This window comes from Nocardia sp. NPDC058176, assembly GCF_042883805.1.
In the GTDB taxonomy this organism is placed as follows: Bacteria; Actinomycetota; Actinomycetes; order Mycobacteriales; family Mycobacteriaceae; genus Nocardia.
Genome location: NZ_JBHVVA010000007.1, coordinates 149,914 through 171,213 on the forward strand (window position 1 = coordinate 149,914; position 21,300 = coordinate 171,213).

11 protein-coding genes are annotated in these 21,300 nt (G+C 69.7%); 3 read left to right on the forward strand and 8 right to left on the reverse strand.

The features are described from left to right. The first annotated feature begins 14 nt into the window (after positions 1-14). From ACFVVM_RS28870 to ACFVVM_RS28880, 3 genes are read left to right on the forward strand one after another with little or no spacing between them, the layout of a single operon-like run. On the forward strand, positions 15-404 hold the full coding sequence (locus ACFVVM_RS28870) for a hypothetical protein (RefSeq protein ID WP_387624668.1): 390 nt from the start codon (positions 15-17) through the stop codon (positions 402-404). After that, entirely contained in the window at positions 404-1,765 is a 1,362-nt protein-coding gene (locus tag ACFVVM_RS28875; RefSeq protein ID WP_387624671.1) for a hypothetical protein, read from the forward strand. Before ACFVVM_RS28870 ends, ACFVVM_RS28875 begins: the two co-directional genes overlap by 1 nt. After that, positions 1,765-2,577: an ESX secretion-associated protein EspG gene (locus tag ACFVVM_RS28880; RefSeq protein WP_387624674.1), complete on the forward strand. Its 813-nt coding sequence runs from the start codon at positions 1,765-1,767 to the stop codon at positions 2,575-2,577. Before ACFVVM_RS28875 ends, ACFVVM_RS28880 begins: the two co-directional genes overlap by 1 nt. Before the next feature lie 19 nt (positions 2,578-2,596). On the opposite strand, the gene ACFVVM_RS28885 is transcribed toward ACFVVM_RS28880, so the two are convergent. The 8 genes from ACFVVM_RS28885 to ACFVVM_RS28920 all read right to left on the reverse strand — a co-directional run bounded on the left by ACFVVM_RS28885 (position 2,597) and on the right by ACFVVM_RS28920 (position 21,235). Beyond that, entirely contained in the window at positions 2,597-3,361 is a 765-nt protein-coding gene (locus ACFVVM_RS28885; RefSeq protein ID WP_387624677.1) for an ABC transporter permease, read from the reverse strand. Beyond that, a complete protein-coding gene (locus ACFVVM_RS28890) occupies positions 3,358-4,134 on the reverse strand; it encodes an ABC transporter permease (protein ID WP_387624679.1) in 777 nt (258 codons plus the stop codon). The genes ACFVVM_RS28885 and ACFVVM_RS28890 overlap by 4 nt, the downstream gene beginning before the upstream one ends. A gap of 148 nt (positions 4,135-4,282) precedes the next feature. Further along, on the reverse strand, positions 4,283-5,224 hold the full coding sequence (locus ACFVVM_RS28895) for an ATP-binding cassette domain-containing protein (RefSeq protein ID WP_387624682.1): 942 nt from the start codon (positions 5,222-5,224) through the stop codon (positions 4,283-4,285). A gap of 85 nt (positions 5,225-5,309) precedes the next feature. Beyond that, complete coding sequence (locus ACFVVM_RS28900; protein WP_387624684.1) at positions 5,310-9,026, reverse strand: SDR family NAD(P)-dependent oxidoreductase; 3,717 nt, start codon at positions 9,024-9,026, stop codon at positions 5,310-5,312. After that, positions 9,019-10,317, reverse strand: coding sequence for a polyketide synthase (locus ACFVVM_RS28905; RefSeq protein ID WP_387624687.1), 1,299 nt, complete (start codon positions 10,315-10,317; stop codon positions 9,019-9,021). The genes ACFVVM_RS28900 and ACFVVM_RS28905 overlap by 8 nt, the downstream gene beginning before the upstream one ends. Continuing rightward, a complete protein-coding gene (locus tag ACFVVM_RS28910) occupies positions 10,314-11,069 on the reverse strand; it encodes a thioesterase II family protein (protein ID WP_387624690.1) in 756 nt (251 codons plus the stop codon). The genes ACFVVM_RS28905 and ACFVVM_RS28910 overlap by 4 nt, the downstream gene beginning before the upstream one ends. A gap of 13 nt (positions 11,070-11,082) precedes the next feature. Further along, positions 11,083-17,775 (reverse strand): condensation domain-containing protein, encoded by a 6,693-nt coding sequence (locus ACFVVM_RS28915; protein WP_387624693.1) that lies wholly within the window; start codon positions 17,773-17,775, stop codon positions 11,083-11,085. 37 nt (positions 17,776-17,812) lie between these two features. Continuing rightward, the gene (locus ACFVVM_RS28920) at positions 17,813-21,235 is read right to left on the reverse strand and encodes an amino acid adenylation domain-containing protein (protein ID WP_387624695.1); all 3,423 of its coding nucleotides are present in this window, start codon (positions 21,233-21,235) and stop codon (positions 17,813-17,815) included. Between the last annotated feature and the right edge of the window lie 65 nt (positions 21,236-21,300).

Here is a 21,300-nt window from a genome sequence, read left to right on the forward strand (position 1 = left end):
ATCGGGGGACCCGGATGACACAGGATCACGCCCAGTACTGGCGAAATATGAAGCAGCAAGCCATCAACGGCGAGTTCAAGCTGGAAGAAGACCTCGGTCAATCGCTCGCCAACGTCATCAACCAGTACGTCCTCGACCTCGAGAGGCAGCAGGACTTCGCCAGGAGCCTCAACCGCCTGACCGGCTGGGGCGGCCTCCCCTCCGCCCAATCCATCCAGAAGAAACTCGAAGCCAAAGCCGTCTCCGGTGGTGATGACCCCGACGACTCCGCCGTCAAACGCCTCGACCAGCACATCGCCATCGCGCGCGACCAACGCGACACCTTCCTCGCCGCCATCGGCAAATTGCAGGCCGTCGATCAGCAGGCCGCGGGCGATATCGCCGCGAATGGGGCGGGTATCTGATGGGGCTCGGCGATCTCGGCGAATTCCTCGGCCATGTGGGCACTCTCGGGATCTTCAAGGTCATGGACAACCACGACCGGTCCGACAATGCCAAGGACGATCGGTCCAGGCTGGATGACGAGGGGAAGCGGACGTGGGAGGGCGATCGCACGATCATCGGTGACGAATGGTCGCGGTTGCAGGACGGTTCGGGGGTGACGATGGCCAAGGCGGCGGTCACCAGCCCGGAGCCGTTCATCAGCTGGCCGCATCAGGAGATCTGGGACGCGCTCAACGGCAAGGACGGGCAGCCGGGGGTGAGTGCGGCCGATGTGAACGCGGGGGCCGATGGTTGGCGGCGGCTCACGACGGGGACCGAGACCGCGGTCAACGATTATCGGACCAAGTTCGAGCAGGTGCTGTCGGAGAAGTGGTCGGGCGCTTCGGGTAACGCCGCGATCGATGCGATCAAGAGTTATACCGCCGAGGCGGCGAAACTGCCGCTCACGTTCCAGATGGTCGCCAATGGCATCGACCACATGGAAGGGCTGCTCGGACAGGCGAAGATCGCGATTCCCAAGCCTGAGGAGCTGTCGGGGTTCGACGAGTTCGTCGGTCACATTCCCGGGAACGGCGTGGTCAAGGCGGCGAGCCATCGGGCCAACGAGGCCGAGGAATCCGCACGGCTGTTCATGATCGGCACCTATCAGCCGGGTTCGCTGAAGGTCGACGGGCAGACCCCGGTGCTGCCCGTCCCGCAGAACACGGTCGGCGACGGCACCCCGGACGACGGCACCGGGGGCGGCAACAATCGCAACGGGACCAATGGCGGCACCACCGGCGGCACCCCGTCGACCACGAATCCCGCTGGCACACCGGAGAATCCGACGACCACCACGCCGCAGTCGAACGACACCGGTGGTGATCAGGGCGACGACGGAACCGGCGATTCGACCACTCCGAGCAGCACCACCCCGGCCGCGACCACTCCGGCCGCGACGACGCCCGCGGGCACCGGGTCGCCGAGCACGCCCGGCGACCTGAGAACCGGCGGCGCGGGTTCGCCCGGAACCGGCGGATCCGGTTCGGGCGCACCGGGTTCGGGCACTCCGGGTTCGGGAGTGCCGGGCGCGGGCAGCAGTCTGCCGGGCACCCAGGGCGGTGCGGGCACCGCCGGGTCCGGCGCCAGGGCCGCGGGTGCCGGTGGCGCGGGCCGTGGCATGAGTGGCATGCCGGGCATGATGGGCGGCGGTGGCCGCGGCGGCAACGGTCGCGACGACGAGAACGAGCACGCCATTCCCGACTACCTCATCCAGGATCGGGAGAGCGAGCTCATCGGCCAGCTCCCGCCGACCCTACCCCCGGGCGGGGTGATCGGCTGATGACCACCTCGTTCCACGAGTTGTCCGACAACGCCGAACGAACGCCACCGGTCGGGGGCCGTTGGCGTCTCGACGCCGACGCGTTCGCCATCGCGATCGAGGCCCACGGCCGTGACCGGCTGCCCTATCCGCTGCGGTATCAGCCGGAGTTCGCCGAGACGCTCGAGGAGTACAACGAGCGTCGCCAGGACGCGGTGCGCCGGTTGCAGAACGGGTACGACGAGGAGCTGCACGCGGCGTTCGAGGCGGTGCTCGAGCCACAGGTCCGGGTCGAGATCGCGGGGCTGCACGGGCCGGGGCAGGAGCGGGTCGTGCGGGTGTTCGCCGGAATCATCGGCGATCGGTGCACGCTGGTCGCGCAGGCGCACGGTCCCACGCGGGACCAAGGTGGCGCGGTCACGATCAGCACCGTGGCGCGGGCGGGGCTCGCGGCGGAGATCGTCGCGGTGCTGCCGCGCATGCCGGGTGGTTCGACGCCGCGCTTCCAGGGCCGTCGCCGCGACATGGAGGCCGCGACCTACGCCCGGCATCCCACCCGGCTCTCCCCCACCGAGCAGGTTCAGCGATTCTTCCGCCGCTCCCGCATCGGGACCGGGGAGATCACGGTGTTCCCCGGCTACCAGCTGGACGCGCGCCCGACCGATGACGGCAAGGCGTTCCTCTGGCTCGACTATCCGGACGATGGCCGCTACCTGCTGCAACACCACGACGACGAGGATTTCACCGTGATTCCCGGCCCGCCCGCCGAACTCGAGCGGCGCATCGCGAACCATCTGGCGATGTTCACCAACCGGCTGTCGACCGCACGGTAGCGAGACGGTCGGCTGTGGTTCAGCTCTGCGCGGCCTTGCGATAGCCGCGGACCGCGAGCCCGCCGAAGACCACGAGCAGGCCGAGCGACCAGGCGATGGTCTGGAGTAGTGGGGTGGCGATCGGGCCGCCGAGGAGGAAGCCGCGCATGGCGTCGATGGCGCAGCTCATGGGTTGGTGGGCGACGATGGGCTGGAGCCAGCCGGGGTAGTTGCTCACGGCGACGAAGCCGGAGTTGAAGAACATGCCGACCAGGACGACGACGGCGAAGATCTGGACGACCTGGCCGCCGATCTTGCTGACGCCGACCAGCACCACCAGCGGGGTGAACCCGATGATGACGATCACCGGCACGGCGAGCACGCCGAACACTCCGATGATGCCGCTCTCGAAGCGCAGGCCGAGCAGGATCCCGACGAGCACGACGACCACGGTGGCGGCGAGCGCGCGCACGCACTCGGCCAGCAGGCGGCCGACCAGGCCCGCGCCGCGATTGATCGGCAGCACCCAGAACCGGCGCAGCAGACCGCTTTCGCGTTCGCCGAACAGCGACATCCCGGTGCCCATCGCCCCATACATGGCACCGGCGACGGCGATCATCGGGACGAAGCCGTAGATGGGCTCGGAGCCACCGCCGAGCTCGAGCGTGCGGGAGAGCACGAGCTGGAACATGAGCAGCAGCAGGACCGGGAGCACCAGGGTGCTGGTGAGCACCTCGTGCTGGCGGCTCCAGCGGCGCAGCAACCGCCCGGTCTCCACCAGGCTCTGGTCGATCAGTGTGGTCATCGCCGCTTCCTCTCGACCCGGAGCGACAGCACCGCGCCGCCGATGAGCAGGACGCCGATCCAGATCGCCGCCAGGGTGAGTTCGGGGGGATAGCGCCCTTCGGCCAGGCCGCGCAGGGCGCCGGCGACCTGGGAGACGGGCTGATTGCGGACGAACGGCTGGATCCAGCCGGGGAAGCCCTCGGCCGGAACGAATCCGGTGGAGATCATCACCAGCAGCAGCTGCGGCACGAACAGCACGGTCGCGCCGAGTTCGGGGTTGGCGGTGAGGGTGCCGAGCGCATCGCAGGCGATGGCAAGGGCCGCGCCGAAGAGCAGGGTGAGCGCGACGAAGACCAGGGCGGGCAGCGCGGCGTGGAAGCGGAAGCCGAACAGGGTGCCGATCACGAGCGCGCCGAGCAGCGCGGTGACCGCGCGCACGAGATTGGCCGACATCCGCGCGGCCGGTGGCACCCAGGCGTGCAGCGGCATGGCCCGCAGCCGGGTGCCCATCCCCGCCGAGACCTCGCGCGCGGCACGGTCGGCGGCGAACATCGAGGTGAAGAACATCGACTGCACCACGATCAGCGGCAGCAGGTACTGGGCGTAGTCGATGCCGACGGCTTCCATCGACTTGCGCAGGGGCACGAAGAAGCAGACGAAGAACACCAGCGGTGAGGCGAAGGTGAGCACGAGGTCGCCCTCGCGCAGGGCGGCGCGAATTCCGCGCTCGCTCAGCGCACTCCACTGTTCGAGCGGTGGTACGCGCACCAGCGGTGCGGTGGCGACGCTCATGCGCGCGCCCCCTCGGTTCCGTGCAGCACCGGAATGTAGTCCGTCAGCATCGACCAGCGTTCGCCCTCGGGACTGGCCGCGCCTGCTCCTGGTCGGTGTCGGCATTCGAGTGCGCGCCGATACGCGGAACTCGTTGCATCGCAGGCGATCACGCGGTGGCCTCGGTGGTGAGCTGGATGAATACCTCGTCGAGTGAGGGGCGGCGCAAAGCGATGTCGATGAGTTCGATGCCCGCGGCGTTCACCCGGTCCAGTGCCTCGGTGAGGGTGGCGGCGCCATCGGGTGCGGGCAGCGAGACCCGGTCCGCGGATTCGGGAACCGCGCATTCGCCCAGGCCGCTGAGCACGGTGACCAGGGCGGGGACGTCACCGGCGGCGACCGGAACCACCTCGCAATAGCTGGCTCCGGCGCGGGCTTTGAGTTGATCGGCGGTGCCCTCGGCGATCACCGTGCCCTTGTCGACGACGATGATGTTGTCGCTGAGGACGTCGGCTTCCTCGAGGTACTGGGTGGTGAGCAGGATGGTGACGCCCTGCTCCTTGAGCTCGCGGATCAGCGTCCACAGGCCCTGCCGACTCACCGGATCCAGGCCGGTGGTCGGCTCATCGAGGAAGACGACCTTCGGCTGGCGCACCAGCCCGCAGGCGATGTCGATGCGCCTGCGCATGCCGCCGGAGAACTGGCCGACCCGGCGATCGCCCGCCTCCTCGAGATCGAAGCGGCCGAGCAGTTCACCCGCCTTGACCTTGGCGGCCTTGCGGCCCAGCCCCATCAGCCGCCCGAAGAGGATGAGATTCTCTCTGGCGGTAAGCATTTCGTCCAGGGCCGCGTACTGGCCGGTGAGCATGATCGAGGCGCGTACCTCGTCGGCCTGGGTGACCACGTCGTAGCCGGCCACGCTCGCCCGGCCCGCGTCGGGCCGGAGCAGGGTGGACAGCACCGACACGGTGGTGGTCTTGCCCGCGCCGTTGGGGCCGAGGACGCCGAGCACGCTCCCCTCGGGCGCGCTGAAACTGATGCCGCGCAGGGCACGCACGTCGCCGAAGGACTTCTCGACTCCCTCGACGACGATCGCCGGATTGGTTGACAACGCGGTTTCTCCGATCCCGTGAATCCTTGCCCCAACGTGACTTTGGCAACGCTAACCTAATTCTGATGCCCGTGTGGGAGCCGCATCACGTCTGCAACAACCCGATCACCTCATCGAGTGAGGCGCCGCCCATGATCGCGGTGACGGGCAGTTCCAGCCGCAGTTCCGTCTCCACCCGTTTGCGTAGGTCGAGGGCTTGCAGTGAGTCGAGACCGAGGGCGACCAGTGGCACGGTGCCGTCGATGGGGTCGGTCTCGTCCAGGCCCATCACCTCGCGCAGGGCGAGGCGGACCAGGTCGGCAGTGGCGATCGGCGCGAGAGGATTGGCGGTTCCGATCGGCGCGACAGGGTTGGCGGTGCCGATCGGCGCGACAGAATTGGCCGTGCCGATCGATGGGCCGGGGTTAGCGGTGCCGACCGGCGCGACAGAATTGGCCGTGCCGATCGATGGGCCGGGGTTAGCGGTGCCGATCGGCGCGACAGGGTTGGCCCTACCGATCGATGCACCGAGGTTGGCGGTGCCGATCGGCGCGACCGGGGCCGCATTGGCGATCGGGCCGACCGGGGTTGCGCCGATCGGCGCAGCCGGGTCGAGCTGCCGTTCGGAGATCGCGACCGCTGCGGACGTGACAGGTTCGGCGGCAACGGTTTCGGTGATCTTGAGATCGGCGAACAGCGCACCGAGCCCGAACGCAGTGAACACCTCGGTGACCCGTGGCCAGTCCGCCGCTACCACGATCACGTTCTCCGCAGCGGTGGTGACACCGGCGGCGATGGCGCCCGCGGGGTCCATCGGCCGCAGTCCGGTGCCCGTGATCGCGGCGAGCGCCTCGGCCTGATCGGCACCGACCGCCCGCCACAGTCCCCATTGCACCGAGGTGCAGGCGATGCCTTCGGCGCGGTACCGGGCAGCGGCGGCGTCGAGCATCCGGTTGACCGCCGCGTAGACCGCATGACCGCGCCCGCCGACGGTTGCCGAAAGTGAAGAGCACAGCAGCACACGGCCGTTGGTGGTGCGTGGCAGCTCGCGGATCAGGTGGTCGAGCGCCACGATCTTGGGTGCGGCCGCGGCAGTGATGGATGCCGGAGTGGGGTCGGCCGCGGCCGCGTAGTCGACAGCAGCGTGCACGAGCAGGTCGACAGGTGTATCGGCGAACTGCTCCCCCAGCGCGCGCACGGCGTCGGGATCGGTGACATCGCAGGTGAGCACGCGCACCCGCGCCCCGGCGGCCGTGATCTCGGCGATCCGCGCCTGGGCGTCGGCCGAGCCGCCGGAGCGGCTGACCAGGGTGATCCGACCCGCACCCGCGCGGGCGAACTCGGCGCAGAAGTCGAGACCGAGTTTTCCTGTGCCACCGACGATCACGACCTCGCGCAGCTCGTCGGCGGTCAAGGTGGTCACCACCGATTCGTCGGCGATCAGGCGTTTGCCGAACAGACCGGATTCACGGACGGCGAGCTCCGGTTCACCTGCGGTGTGCATCGCGCCGAGCACAGCCTTGGCGGTGGTCGCCGGATCAGCGACGGTGGCAGACGCACCGAGCGCCGCCGACGCCCCGGCCGCCGGATCAGCGATGGCGGCAGACGCACCGAGCGCCGCCGACGCCGCGGCTACCGGATCAGTGATGGCGGTAGACGCACCGAACGCGGTCCCGGCCGTGGTCACCGGATAGGCGGTAGCGGCGGACCCACCGGGTGCTGCCATGGCCGGATCCACCGTGGCGGTATACGCACCCGATGCCGCACTGGCCGCCGCCGGATCAGTCGTGCCGGCGAACGCACCCGGCGCCGCCGTGACCGCATTCGTCGGACCAGTCGTGGTGGCGGACGCGCCGACAAAGGTCTCGGTTGTGATCGGCGGGTGTGCCGCGGCGGCTGGCAGGTCGAGATGACGGAAGCTGATTCCTGGGTATTCGGCTGCCAGGCAGCGGAATCCGGCCTGGGCGGCGGCGGGGAACAGGCCGGGCAGGTCGCCGTCGACGACCTGTTCGCCGCCGGTGGTGACCAGCCAGATGTCGGTGACCCCGGCGGTGTCGGGCAGCCAGGAGCGCTGTCCGAGGAACTCGGCCAGTTGCGCGATCGCGGCGTTGATGGACCCGGGTGCGCTGAGCGGGAGGGAATCGCCCACCGCTTCGACATTCGCCGTCGGTAGAGCGGGAAGCAGCACCGCGATGGTGTCGTACACCGTTGTGGCACTGTTGTTTCCACCATCGAGATCGACGATGGTCGCCCCGTGACGCTTGGCGCCCGCGCGGATCGCGTCCAGCAGATCGGCCTGACTGTCGGTGGGATCGACCAGGGCGATCGAGCGCGGCGGAACCAGCGTGCGACGCGGCAGGTGCACCCACTGCTCCACGATCCGTGGCACGGGCTCGACGATCGGCGCGTCCGGCACCGGCAGCGCCGAGGTGCCCGTGTAGTCGAAGGGCGCCCACAGGTGCTTGTCGTTGGTCTGGGTGTTCGGGAAGTCGAACAGCGGCAGCCGTTTGACCGCCGGGCCGGGGACCAGTAGTCCGTCCCAGTCGAAATTGGTGTCGCTCACCGCGATCTGGGCGACGCTGCGGGCGAATTCGGTGAGGTCGGTCGCGGTGCGCCGGGAGGTGCCGGTGACCAGGTAGTCGCGGGGCGGGGCGAGGGTGGCCAGGTTCTCCTGGATGGCCAGCATCAGGATCGGGTGGTCGGCGATCTCGAGCAGCGTGTCGACGCCGTATTCGGCGGCGGCGGCGATGGCGAGGTCGAAGCGCACCCGGTTGCGCAGGTTCCAGAACCAGTAGTCGCCGGTCGGCAGGTCAGGCGTGATGGCTTTGCCGAGTGCGCCGCCGTAGCAAGGGATTTCGGTGGCGGCGAAGGTCGGGCTGTCCAGGACGTCGAGGCTCTCGCAGAGCAGATCGCGGAACGGGCTGACGATCGAGGTGTGCGCCGGGTAGTCGACCCGGATCTCCCTGGCGAACGCCCCACGCGTGGTGAGTGTTTCGACGACCTCGGTGATCATCGACCGCTGGCCGGAGATGGCGAGGATGTGCGCGGAGTTCACCACCGACAGCTCGGCCCAGCCGGAGTTGGCGGCCAGCAACGCTTCGCACTCGTCGCGGTCGATGCCGAGCACGGCCATCGAGTACTCGCCGTAGACGCCGATGTCGCGGCAGGTGGTTTCGACCAGTTCGGCGCGGATGGTCACCACGCGCACGCCGTCGGCCAGCGGCATCACCCCGGAGACCACCGCGGCGGCGATCTCGCCCTGGGAGTGGCCGACAGTGGCGGCGGGGTGCACGCCGACCGCGCGCCACAGGGCCGACAGGCCGATCATCTGCATGAACAGGGCGGGCTGCACGATGCGCACGTCGTCTTCGAGTTCGTCGCCCTCGTGCAACAGGTAGGCCAGTGGCGAGATGCCGAACAGGTCGGCGAAGACCGCCTCGCACTCGTCGACGGCGGCGCGGAAGGCCGCGGAGTGCTGGTAGAACATGCGGCCCATACCGGGGCGCTGGCTGCCCTGACCTGGGTAGACGTAGCCGATGGTGCGCGGGATGGCGGTGCCGCGCACGACCCGGGAGTGAGCGGTGCCCTCGGCGATCGCGTGCAATGCGGCCAGCAGCTCGGCGCGGTCGGTGACGGTGGCCAGTGCGCGGTGCTTGCGCGCGACCCTGGTGCGCAGCAGCATCTCGGCGACCGGCTCGGGCGTCAGGTCGGGGTGGCGTTCGCAGTAGGCGAGGATGGCGACCGCTTCGCGGCGCAGGGAGTCCTCGGTGTCGGAGGACAGCAGCACCGGGATGGTGCCGTCGGGAAGCCGATGGTCAGACATGGGTCACCTCTTGGGCGGGCATCGCCACGATGGCGTGGGCATTGGTTCCGGCGACGCCGAAGGAGGAGACCGCGCCGTAGCGGATGCCGTCGATCGGTGCCCAGTCGTGCAGGCGGTCGGCCAGGCGCAGGTTCGTCGATTCCCACACCACCTTGTCGGTGGGTTTCTCGACGTGCCTGGTCGGCGCGATCTGCCCGTGCAGACCGCTGAGCAGGACCTTGATCAGGCCGAGCATGCCCGAAGCGGCCTGGGCGTGACCGAGATTGGACTTGACGGAGCCGAGGCGCGCGTCGCCGTCGCCGTAGACCTGTTGCAGCGCCGACAGTTCCAGCGGATCGCCAACCGCGGTCCCCGTGCCGTGACCCTCGATCATGCCGATGTGCGAAGCCGGAATACCGGCGGCGGCAATGGTTTTGCGGATCAGTTGTTCCTGCGCCTGCGCGCTCGGGACGGCGATCGGCGCGCCCTTGCCGTTGTGGTTGACCCGGCTGCCCAGCAGTTCACCGTAGATCCGGTGGCCGAGTTCCACTGCGCGCGAGCGTCGTTCCAGCACGACGATGCCCGCACCTTCACCCCACAGCGTGCCGGTGGCCTCGGCGGAGTAGGGCTTGCACTGGCCATCGGTGGACAGGGCGTTGGCCTTGGAGAATTCGAAGAATCCGGCGGGCGAGCCGAGCACGCAGACCGCGCCGGCCAGCGCCCATTCGCAGTCACCCGCTCTGATGGCCGAGGCTGCCAGGTGCAGCGCGGTGATCGAGGACGCGCAGGCGGTGTCGACGGTCATGGTGGGTCCGACCAGGCCGAGGCCGTGCGAGATCCGGCCGGAGACGGCGCCGAACGCGCCGCCGGTGGCGCGATATCCGGTGTGCTCGTTGACCTGTGCGGCGTGCGGGCCGTACTCGGTGGCCGAGACCCCCAGGTAGCAGCCACCTTCGTCGCCGTCGAGACGCCCGGGGTTGATGCCCGCGTTCTCCAGCGCGCGCCAGGCCACCCGCATCGCGACGCGCTGCTGCGGATCCATCGCGACGGCCTCGCGCGGACTGATCCCGAAGTAGCCGGGATCGAATCGCGCACCGCCGGTGAGGAATCCGCCCGAATCCCGGACGGTGCTCCACCCTTCCTGGCGGCCGAGTCCGAAGACCTGGTCGAGCGGCCAGCCGCGATCGCGAGGGAAGGGGCCGAGCAGGTCGCGGGACTCGGCCAGCGCGTCCCAGTAGCCGCCGAGGGTGTCGACATCGCCGGGTGCCTCCACGGCCATGCCGGTGATGACGATCGGATCGTGCGCGCTCATCGGTTCTCCAGCCCGGTCGCCAGTACCTCGGCGATGTCGGCGATGTGGTCGTGCAGGTAGAAGTGGCCGCCGTCGAACAGGCTCACCGCCAGTGGTTGTTCGGTGTGCTGCTGCCAGGCGTACAGGTCGCCGATGGCGACGAACTCGTCGTCGCTGCCGCCCATCGCGTGGACCGGCGCGGCGACGGTGACGTCCTTGCCGCAGGTGTAGGCGTCGAAGGCGGCGTAGTCGGCTTTGAGCGCGGGCAGGGCCATCCGCATCAGGTCGCGGTTGCCGAGCACGTCGGCGCCGGTGCCCTGCAGTCCGGTCAGGTGCTCGAGCAGTTCGTCGTCGTCGGTGGGGTGGTTGGGCATGTCGGCGACCTGCCAGGGCGCGACCGCGCCGGAGACGCCGAGCAGGCGCACCGGCAAACCCGCCGCCTCGGCCAGCCGGGCGAATTCGAAGGCCACCATGGTGCCCATGCTGTGGCCGAACACCGTCAGCGGCGCGGCGCCGGTGGCGAACGGGGTGCGCTCGTATTCGTCGAAGGCGCCGCGGGCGAGTTCGACGATGCTGCCCTTGGCCGGTTCGGCGGCGCGGTCCTGGCGGCCGGGGTACTGCAGCAGCAGCACGTCGAAGTCCGGCGACAGCGCCTTGGAGAACGGCCGATAGCTCGAGGCGCCGCCACCCGCGTGCGGACAGATCACCAGTGGTGGCGCCCCCGCGGTGCGGGGACGGTGGAACTTGCGGAGCCAGCCGGGTGAGCCTGCCATGTACCTATCTCCTTCACTGCCACATACGTCTCATCGCCAACATCGCCGCGTCCTCGTCGTCGAGGATCTCGGTCGCGCCGAGCGCGGCATCGACATCGCCCGCGAGCGCGCGCAGGGTGTTGGTGAAAGCGGTTTCGATGATCTCGGCGTCGCCCGCGTCGAAGGAGTCCTCGGCGTAGAACACGACCACCTGCCACGGTTCGCCGGGGAACAGCAGGTCCGCCGGGAAGACCATGACCATCAGGGCGTTGTCGGTGGCGCCACGGCCTTCGAAGGCCACCAGGTCGAGTTCGCGCGCGCCGAGCAGGCGGACCAGTTCCTCGCGCCCGGAGGGGTAGGACTGGAAGACGAACATGCTGTCGAAGAGCTTGCGGGTGCCGGTGGCCTTGATGGCCGAGGTGAGGCGGAACTGGTGGAACTCCAGCAGTTCTCGGCGGCGGCGCTGCGTCTCGGTGACGATCTCGCGCCAGGTGCGCTGCGCGTCGAGGCGGATCGCCACGGGGACCGTGTTGACGAAACAGCCGATGGCGGTGTCGATGTCGTCGAGATCGGCCGGTCGACCGGAGACGACCTCGCCGAACACCGTCGATTCCTCGCCGGTGACCCAGCGCAGCACACTGCCCCAGGCGAGTTGGCACAGCGCGCTGAAGGTCGTGCCCAGTTCGGCGGCGCGTTCGGTGAGTGCGTCGGCGAGGTCCGGTTCGATCGGGAAGCGGTGTTGCACGGGCACTTCCGAGCTGCCGGTGGCGCGGTTCGGGGCGACCAGGCAGGGGCCGACGTCGGTCAGGTACTCGGTCCAGGCCGCTTCGGTGGCCGCCTCGGTGGCCCTCGTGTGGCGCAGGAACTCGGCGAAAGTGGCTGGACTGCCGAGTGGTTCGGCAGTGCTGTCGGCGTAGTGGGCGAAGATCTCGCGCGGCAGCAGCTGGCCCGACCAGCCGTCGGTGAGGATGTGGTGCGAGGCGAGCACGAGCATGTGCTGGTCGCCGGGCAGGTGGACGACGGTGGCGCGCATGAGCGGACCGCGGGCGAGGTCGAAGGGCTTGGCCTGGTCGGTTTCGAGGAAGTCCTCGAGCACGGCGGTGTCGATGGCGACCTCGTCGACCTGGAAGTCCATCCGCTCGGCGACGATCGCGTACGGCTGACCAGCGTGCGAGACCGAGACCGCGATGCGCAGGTTCGGGTAGCGGTTGAACACGGTGTTCAGCGAGCGGGTCAGGCGCTCGACGTCGAGGGCGCCGCGCACGGTGATGGTGGTCTGCACGGTGTAGGCGTCGCGGCCCGCGGTGCTCAGGGCGGTGAAGTACAGGCCCGCTTGCAGTGGGGCCAGGGGGTGGACGTCTTCGAAGGCGCCGTAGAGGCCGGTCCAGCGGTCCAGGTCGAGCTGGGTGACCTCGGTGGCGAGGACGTCACTGGGAGTGCGGCGGGCGGCCGGGTTCTCGCGGACGGTCTTGGCCAGGTCGCGCAGGGCGCCGGTCCACAGGGCGGCGAACTCGGTCACCTCGGCCTCGGTGAGCACACCGCCCGGGTAGCGGAAGGAGGCGCGCAGGGTGGGGTGCTCGCCGGTTTCGACGAGGGCGACGGTGTTGATGTCGAGGACGGCGGGGGCGGGCATGTCGGGGTCGGCGTGACCGCCCAGGTAGCCGAACTCCGGGGCCGCAGCCCAGGCGTCGTCCGGACCGGCGAGGGCGAAGCGACCCATGTAGTTGAAGCTGATCTGCGGTGCGGCACGGGTTTCCAGCGCTTTCCCGGTCTCCGGGTTCAGCCAGCGCAGTAGCCCCCAGGCGATGCCGGAGTCGGGGACGGCGAGGGCCTGTTCCTTGACCGCCTGCACCGCGCGCACCATGTCCGGCTCGAATTCCGCACGGCCGCCGCTGATGTCGAGTGCCATCGGGTAGGCGGTGGTGAACCAGCCGACGGTGTTGGCGAGGTCGGCGCCGGTGAACAGGTCGTCGACGCGGCCGTGGCGTTCCATGGTGACGGAGGTGGTCGCGCTGTCGCGATCACGGTCGCGGCGGAAGCGGTGGGTGGCGACGGCGAGGGCGGCGACCTGGATGTCGAGGAAGTCGCAGCGGAAAGCCGTTGCGGCGGTGGTCATCAGGAACTGGGTGTCGTCGGTGTCGAGGTCGGCGGTGATCTCGCGGACCGTGGCGACGGTGTCGCGGGTGGGGTCGAAGGGGCGGGTACCGAGTGGTGGGTCGGTGGCCTCGGCTGCGGCCTGCCAGGTGGGGAGGGTCGCGGTGATCTCAGGAGTGTGCGCGAGGGCGGCGAGATTGGTGTTCCAGGTCTGGACCGAGGTACCGGTGGTGCCGAGATCAGCTGTGCCGTCCCACCATTGGCGCAGGTCGTCGTGGAGGATTCGCCATGAGACGCCGTCGACGACCAGGTGGTGGGCGACGAGCAGCAGGCGGCCCGTCGAACCGCCGTCGGTGTGTGCCCAGACCGCGCCGACCATCCGGCCCGCGGCAGGATCGAGCGATTCGGCGGTTTCGCGCAGATGGCGCTGCAGCAATTCGCCTGCACCATCAGCCCATTCGGCTTCCGGTACGACCACTTCCGACACAACCGGAAACCCGGCTTCTACCTCCATCTCAGCCACGGCGCCCTGGCCGCCACCGGAGACAGCGTCGACCGCCTCCGCCAGCTCCGGCCGGTCGGCAACCGCACCCGACTCCGCTGTGACCGCACCCGGCACGAGATTCGCGATCGGCTCGGTGGAGGCACCCAGCTCAGCCCCCGCCGTCAGCTCGGTAGCGACATCCGACACGGCGCTCGCAGTCGGATCGGTGGCGGCATCCCGATCGGCGGTCCGAGTAGGGACTGCGGAGTGTAGGTCGTTGTCGGCTGTGACGACCACGGCGTGCGCTGGCGACTCGGCGACCTCGGCCAGAGCTTTCGTGGCCGCTGGTCCGATGCGGACAGCCGAAGGCACGAAGTAGGCGGGTGACCCGTCGGGGCCGGTGGCGATGCGGGAACGGAGGAGCGGGTGGCGGTCGGTGAGGTGGTGGACCGCGGCGGTGAGGCGGGTGAGGGTGGCGTCGGCGGGGGTGACCACCGCGGTGGCCTGGGAGTAGGCGTTGTAGGCCGGGCCCGAGGTGAGAAGGGTGGCGATGGGTTGCAGGGGGATCCAGCCGGTGCCGTCGCCGGATTCGATGAGCACCGGGCCCGCCGCCTCGTCGAGCGGGGTGGTGGCGGTGGCGATCGCGGCGACCGTGCGGGCTTCGAACAGGGCGCTGGTGGTGATCAGGAAGCCGCGCTTCTTGAGGGCCGAGGCCATGCGGATGGCGCTGATGGAGTCGCCGCCCAGGGCGAGGAAGTCGTCGTCGGCCGCGAGGACGGTGTCGGTGATGCCGAGGACCTGGCAGATCACCTCCGCGACAGCGGTTTCCGCGGCGTCGCGCAGGGCACGGCCATTGCCGGATTCACCGCCGAGGTCCGGTTGCGGGAGGGCCTTGCGGTCGAGTTTGCCGTTGGCGGTGAGGGGCAGTTCCGGCAGGCGGACCAGGGCCGAGGGGATCATGTAGTCGGGCAGCAGGTGGGCGAGGTGTGCACGGATGGTGCCGGCGTGCTCGTCGGAGGCGCTGTCGGCGAAGGGGGACTCCGGGTCGGCGATGTAGTAGGCGACGAGGACCGAGTCGGCGCCGCGTGGGACCGCGATCGCGACGGCGGAGGCGATGCCGGGGACCTGGCGCAGGACGGTGGCGACTTCGCCGAGTTCGATGCGGTGGCCGCGGATCTTGACCTGGTCGTCGACCCGGCCCAGGTATTCCAGGCTGCCGCTGGGGTGCCAGCGCACGATGTCGCCGGTGCGGTACATGCGTGCGCCCGGCTCGTCGGCGAACGGGCAGGCGACGAAGGTGCCCGCGCTCAGGCCGGGACGGCGGTGGTAGCCCTGGGCGAGCTGGATGCCGCCGAGGTAGAGCTCACCGGTGACACCTGTGGGTACCCGGCGCAACTGCTCGTCGAGGACGTGCACATCGGAGTTCCACTCGGGCAGGCCGATCAGGGCCGACCGGAAGGCGGGCGGATCGGCGAGTGCCCCGGCGAAGTCCTCGTGGGTGATGTCCATGGCGCCCTCGGTGGGGCCGTACAACCCGAGCACCTTGCCACCGAACACCCGGCTCGCCTCCTCGACCAACGGCGGCGGCACAGCCTCCCCGCCGAGGTAGACGAAGCGCATCGATCGCAGCCGTGCCGGATCGGGACCGGAGTCGAGGAACGCTCGAACAACACTGGGCACCAACGAGATCTGAGTGATCCGATGCCGCTCGATGATCGAGGCCAGCGCCTCCACATCGGCCTGCCACCACTCCGGCGGCGGCAGAACGGTGGTCGACCCGGTGCACAGAGCATTGACGAGTTCGAACACCGAGACGTCGAAACCGATCGGCGCCTTCTGCAGAATGCGCTCCGCCGAATCCGCAGCTCCACCCGCCACCTCCACAGCGCCACCCTCGACCGACGCAGTGCCACCCGCCGTCTCCGCAGCGCCACCCGCGACCGATGTGGCGCCGCCCGCCACCGGCATGGCGCTACCCACCACCGGCGTGGCGCTCCCCGCCACCTCCGTAGCACCGCCCGCAACCTCCGCAGCACCGCCCGCAACCGGCGTGTCGCGACCCGCCATCTCCGCGATGCCACCAGCAATCGGCGTGGTGCTGGGGGCCGCTGCCGGTCGTGGCGCACCGGCGAAGCCGAGGTAGTCGCGCATCCACTGGACGTGGTTGGCGATGGCGCGGTGGTTGATCACCACGCCCTTGGGGCGGCCGGTGGTGCCGGAGGTGTAGAGGAGGTAGGCGGCGTCGAGTGGGTGGATCGGGCGGTGCGGGTCGATGGGGGTGTCGTTCAGGGCGGCCAGTTCGGATCGGGTTTGCTCGGTGTGCACGTCGACGATCGGTACCGACAGCTCGCCCAGGTCGCGGTCGCGTGCACCGGTCACCGCGCGGACCAGCAGTGTGGGTTCGGCATCGGCGAGCATGAACTCGATGCGGTCGGCGGGGTAGGTGGGGTCGACCGGGACGTAGACCGCGCCCGTGCGCAGGACCGCGGCGAACAGGATCGGCAGGTGTTCGCTGCGTTCGGCGAACACCCCGACCCGGTCACCGCCGCGCATCCCGCGGGCCTGGAGCAGTCGAGCGAATCGGTTGACCCGGGAATCGAATTCGGCGTAGTCAAGTTCGATGTCGCCGAAAACGACCGCGGTGCGCTGCGGATGGGTCAGCGCCGAATGCCGGATCATCGCGTCGACGGTGTCGCGCTCGATCGCCACGCGTCCACCGCGCGACCAGGTGTCGAGGGCGGTGCGGTCGCGTTCGGAGAGCGTGAGCAGTTCGGTCAGCGGGCGCTGCGCGGTCGCCGCGGTGAGCACCTGGTCGATGTACTCGTGCAGGCGGACGATGGTCGACTCGTCGAAAAGGTCGGTGCGGTAGGTGATCTGGACGTCGACGCGGTCGTCGTGCATGAACGCTTCGACGGCGATCGGCAGCAGGGAGGCGCCGTGGTCGGCGAGGTGCCAGCTGGTGCGGGCGCCGGGCAGCTGCGGGCCGTCGATCTTCTGATGCAGGAACAGCACCATGGTGTCGAAGAGCCGGGAGCCGATGTTGCCGGTGGCCTTGTTGACCGCGCGCACCACAGCTTCGGCGGGGAATCCTTTGTGCCGGAACGCATCCGTGGTCACCGTGCGCACCTGCTCGACCAGCTCGGCGAAGGTGTCGACGCCACCGGTGAACCGCAGCGGCAGCATGTTGCTGAGGTTGCCGATCAGCTGGTCCATACCGGACTCTTCGCGATGAGCGACCGTGGTGCCGACGACGATGTCGGACTGCCCGGTGAGCTGACGCAGCGCGACGTAATAGGCGGCGAGGAACACCGAGAACGGGGTCACCCGCAGCTGCGCCGAGAGGGCACGCAGGTTGGCATCGGCCGACGTGCCGAGCAGGCGGTCGAGCCGTGCGCCGGTCTCCGACACCACGGCGGGCCGCCGGTTGTACGGCAGGGCCAGTTCGGGCACTTCGCCGTCGAACCGCCCGGCCCAGAACTGCTCGGCCGCACGGTGATCGTCCTCGGCGAAGCGGTCCTGTTCCCACTCGGCGAAGTCGGCGACCTGTCGGCGCAGCGGTTCGACGGTGATCTCTCCGATCAGCGCCTGACCGTAGAACCGTTCGACATCGCGCGACAGCGCGGGCAGGGTCATGCCGTCCCAGGCGATGTGCTGGATCACCAGCACGACCACGATCGTCGAGGCGTCGAGGCGGACGAAGCTCAGCCGCAGCGAGGACTCGGTCGACAGGTCGAAAGTCTCGTGCGCGGCGGCCGAGACCAGCTGCGCCAGTTCGGCATCGGGCTGCTCGTGACCGAACAGGTCGACCTCGCGCACGCGCGGCGGCAGCTCGGCATGAATGCGCTGGTAGGGGTTGCCCTGCTCGTCATTGTGGTAGGTGGTGCGCAGCACCTCGTGGCGGGCGGGCAGGGCGGTGAAGGCGCGGCGCAGGGCATCGTCGTCGAGGTGGCCGGTGAAAGTCAGTGCGAGGCAGAGGTTGTAGGCCGTGCTCTCGGGAGCGATCTGCTGGTGCGCCCAGACATAACGCTGGCCGAAGGACAGCGGCGCGCGCGCCGGGTCGCGACGCGGGGGCACCTCGTGGGAAGCGGCCAGCCCTTCCTGTGCGAGGCGGGCTCGCATGGCTTCCTGTAGGTCTTCCAACGATCGCATCTGGTCGAACCAATCTCGTTACTGCGGTGGAGCCGGGTCAGCGGGACAGGGCCGGGTCGGGAAGGGTGATGTCGGCGAGTTCGCACAGGATGCGGGCGACCTGCTGCAACCGGGCCGGCACCGGTTCGGCGGCGAGCAGGTCGTCACCGATGCGACGAACCGTCCGGCCGTCGAGCACACCGGCGACACCGAATCCGTCGACGGCGAGCAGGCCGCGCACCTTGGCGGTGAGCGTGGTGGCCAGGATCGAGTTGCCGCCGACCTCGAAGAAGTCGGTCTCCACGCCGATCCGGTCGATGCCGAGCACCTGCGCGGCGATGTAGGCCAGCGCCGCCTCGACCTCGTTGGCCGGTTCGACGTAGCCGGCCTGCGCCGAATCGGCGGTGAGGGTGCGCCGGATCGTGGCGCGGTCGAGTTTGCCGTTGGTGGTCAACGGGATACGGTCGAGCACCTCGATGACTTCGGGAATCATGTAATCCGGCAGAGCATCCCGCAGCTGGTCGAGCAGGGTTTCCACCGACTCGGTGGTGGTCACGGCGACAGCGAGGCGGCCCGAATCGGTCACCAGGGCAACGGCTTCGGTGACCTTCGGCAGCGCGGTGAGCGCGGATTCCACTTCACCGAGTTCGACCCGGTAGCCGCGGATCTTGACCTGGTGATCGGCCCGGCCGAGGAAGTCGACGGTCCCGTCGGGCAGATAGCGGGCCAGGTCGCCGGTGCGGTACCAGCGCAGACCGTCGCGTTCGACGAACCGGTCGGCGGTGCGCTCGGGATCGCCCCGATACCCCTCGGCGACGCTCGCGCCACCGATCCACAGTTCGCCCAGCACCCAGTCCGGGCAGTCCTCGCCGCGCTCGTTCACCACGCGCAGCGCGACATTGGCCAGCGGGGTGCCGTAGGGGACGTTGTCCCACTCGGCCGGGAAATCGTCGGTGACCTCGCAGACGGTGGAGTGGATGGCCGTCTCGGTGGTGCCGCCGAGGCCGACGAAACGCAGGCCGGGGACCAGTGCTCGCAGGCGCTGGGCGTGGTCGGTGCGCACCCGGTCGCCGCCGGTGAGCACCAGCCGGATCGTGCGCAACTGCTCGGCGGTGCCCAGCTCGAGCAGCATGGTGATCAGGCCGGGAGCGCAGTTCACCACGGTGACACCGGTTTCGGCGATCAGCTCGGCCCAGGCCTGCGCGTCGCGCTCGGTCTCGGCGTCGAGGCAGACCAGGGTGCCGCCGCGGGTCAGCGGGGCGAAGATGTCGTAGACCGAGAGGTCGAAGCCGAGGGCGGACAGGCCGAGGAATCGGTCGCCCTCCCCCACGCCGAACCTGGTGTCGATGGCATCGATGGTGTTCGCGGCGGCGCGATGACTCACCTCGACGCCCTTGGGCTCGCCGGTGGAGCCGGAGGTGAACAGGACGTAGGCGAGGTCGTCGGGGGTGGATTCGACAGGGCGGTCGAGGGGATGACCTGCCAGTGCGTCAGCGAGCGCGATGGTGCGCACGTCGGTGGGGAGATGCTCACCGAGGGGCAGGTCGACCAGGGCGATTCGCACGTCGCCGCGGGTGAGGATGCGGTCGCGACGGGCGGCGGGTTGGTCGGTGGCGATGGGGAGGTAGGTGGCACCCGCGGCGAGAACGCCGAGGACAGCGGGGATTTGGCGGTGCCCCTTCTCGATGATCACCGCGACGGTGTCGCCGGGTCGCACACCCGCCTCGGTGAGCTCACGGCCCACCGACAGGGCCTGCGCGGCCAGCTCGCCGTAGGTGAGCGCACCGCCGTCACGCCAGCGCAGCGCGATCGCCTCGGGGGTCTGCGCGGCGCGAGCGAAGAACGGAGCGTGCAGGGTTCGGGGGGCGAGGTCGGACGCGGTGTTGTTGGCCTCGATGCGGACCAGGCGCTGGCGGTCGGGCAGTTCGATGGCGAGATCGGCGTGCCAGTCGGCCTCGGGTGCCACCAATTCGTCGACGATGCTGCGGAATTCGGTGAACATCGCCTCGGCGACGCCCTCGGGGAGGGCGTCGCGGCGGATGTCCCAGTTCACCAGGAGACCGCCGCCGAGCTCGGCGACCTGAGCATCGATGTCGACCTGCGGGCCCTGCGAAATGATCCACACCGGCTCGCCGAAGAGCCGAGTCACGCGCTCGGAGAACAACTCACCGAGATCGAGGCCGGAGGTGAACACCACCGACGGAGTCACCGGACCACCGCGCAGCCGTCCCAGATCACGCAGGACATCGAGGCCCTCGTAGGCCGAATGCTCGGCGCAGGTGTGCAATTCGCGTTGCAGCCGCTTGGCGCGGTCCACCGTCGACTCGCGCGTGCTCGCGTCGACCTCGACCAGCACCGAGTTGGTGAAATCGCCGACCACCTGGTCGATGTCGTCGTGCAGTTGCTCGCGGGCGAACAGCGGGAGGTTGAGCAGGAAGCGCTGCCGTGCCGACCAGCGGGCCAGCACCTCACCGAAGACGGTGGCCAGGGCCACGGCCGGGGTGACGCCGTTGCCGTGGGCGTTGCGGTGCAGTGCCGCCTTGGCTTCGGCGTCGAACCAGTGGTGCAGGCGGATGCTGCGCGCGGCGTCGGCGCGTTCGTTCTCCGGCACCACCGGGAGCGATGGGATGTCGGGCAGGGTGGTGATCTTCTCGGCCCACCAGGCGGCGTCGGCATCGGGGACGTTGCCGTTCTTGGCGGACAGGTAGCGGCGGAAGGAGATGCCCAGTGGCGGAAGCGATTCGGTGTCGGATTCGTAGAGGGTGGCCAGATCGTCGAGGATGCGCCGGTAGCTCTGGGCGTCGGCGGCGACCATGTCGACGTCGAGGTGCAGGCGGTGTCTGCCCTCGGGCAAGGTGCTCACCGCGATGTCGACGACCTGCCCCGCGCCGATGTCCATGCGCTGGTGGCTCTTGTCCTGCCGGATGCGCTCGAGCTCGTCGGCGGCGTCGGGGCGGGTGCTCAGGTCGGCGGCAGCGAACACCGGGACCAGCGGCTGCGGGAGGATGCGCTGGGTACCGCTGTCGAGGAACTGGGCGCGCAGCATGTCGTGGCGGCGCACCAGCGCGGCGACCGCGTGACGCAACCGCTCGGGGTCGAGACCCGCGCCGTCGAATTCGACGTACAGATGCGCCGCGACACCGCCCAGCGCCTGGCCTTGGCGGCGGCCGACCCAGTAGGCGTGCTGCATCGTGGCCAGCTCGAACTCCTCACCGGCCACCTCGGGCGCGGGGTCGATCGGGGGTGCGGATTCGGCGCCGCCCGCCGCGGCGAGCAGGTCCGCCCACGCGGCGATCGTCGGCTGCAGGGCCAGGGTGGAGCTGCGGAGGTCGTAGCCCTGCTTGCGCCATTTCGCGGACAGGTGCATGAGCTTCATGGAGTGCATCCCGAGGCTCACGAGGTCGTCGTCGTCACCGATGCTGTCCGGCGCGAGACCGAGATCGGCCGCAACGATGTCGCGCACTTCCGCTTTGCCGAGCATCAGACTCCTCATCAACCAGATCAGCCACACCGGTCACACATAGGCAAGGCTTGCCTAATCTCCAT

Excerpts from the sequence above, each read along its gene's own strand:
- ACFVVM_RS28870 (WP_387624668.1), top strand. The coding sequence starts at position 15 with ATGACACAGGATCACGCCCAGTACTGGCGAAATATGAAGCAGCAAGCC.
- ACFVVM_RS28875 (WP_387624671.1), top strand. The coding sequence starts at position 404 with ATGGGGCTCGGCGATCTCGGCGAATTCCTCGGCCATGTGGGCACTCTC.
- ACFVVM_RS28880 (WP_387624674.1), top strand. The coding sequence starts at position 1,765 with ATGACCACCTCGTTCCACGAGTTGTCCGACAACGCCGAACGAACGCCA.
- ACFVVM_RS28885 (WP_387624677.1), bottom strand. The coding sequence starts at position 3,361 with ATGACCACACTGATCGACCAGAGCCTGGTGGAGACCGGGCGGTTGCTG.
- ACFVVM_RS28890 (WP_387624679.1), bottom strand. The coding sequence starts at position 4,134 with ATGAGCGTCGCCACCGCACCGCTGGTGCGCGTACCACCGCTCGAACAG.
- ACFVVM_RS28900 (WP_387624684.1), bottom strand. The coding sequence starts at position 9,026 with ATGTCTGACCATCGGCTTCCCGACGGCACCATCCCGGTGCTGCTGTCC.
- ACFVVM_RS28905 (WP_387624687.1), bottom strand. The coding sequence starts at position 10,317 with ATGAGCGCGCACGATCCGATCGTCATCACCGGCATGGCCGTGGAGGCA.
- ACFVVM_RS28910 (WP_387624690.1), bottom strand. The coding sequence starts at position 11,069 with ATGGCAGGCTCACCCGGCTGGCTCCGCAAGTTCCACCGTCCCCGCACC.
- ACFVVM_RS28915 (WP_387624693.1), bottom strand. The coding sequence starts at position 17,775 with ATGCGATCGTTGGAAGACCTACAGGAAGCCATGCGAGCCCGCCTCGCA.
- ACFVVM_RS28920 (WP_387624695.1), bottom strand. The coding sequence starts at position 21,235 with ATGCTCGGCAAAGCGGAAGTGCGCGACATCGTTGCGGCCGATCTCGGT.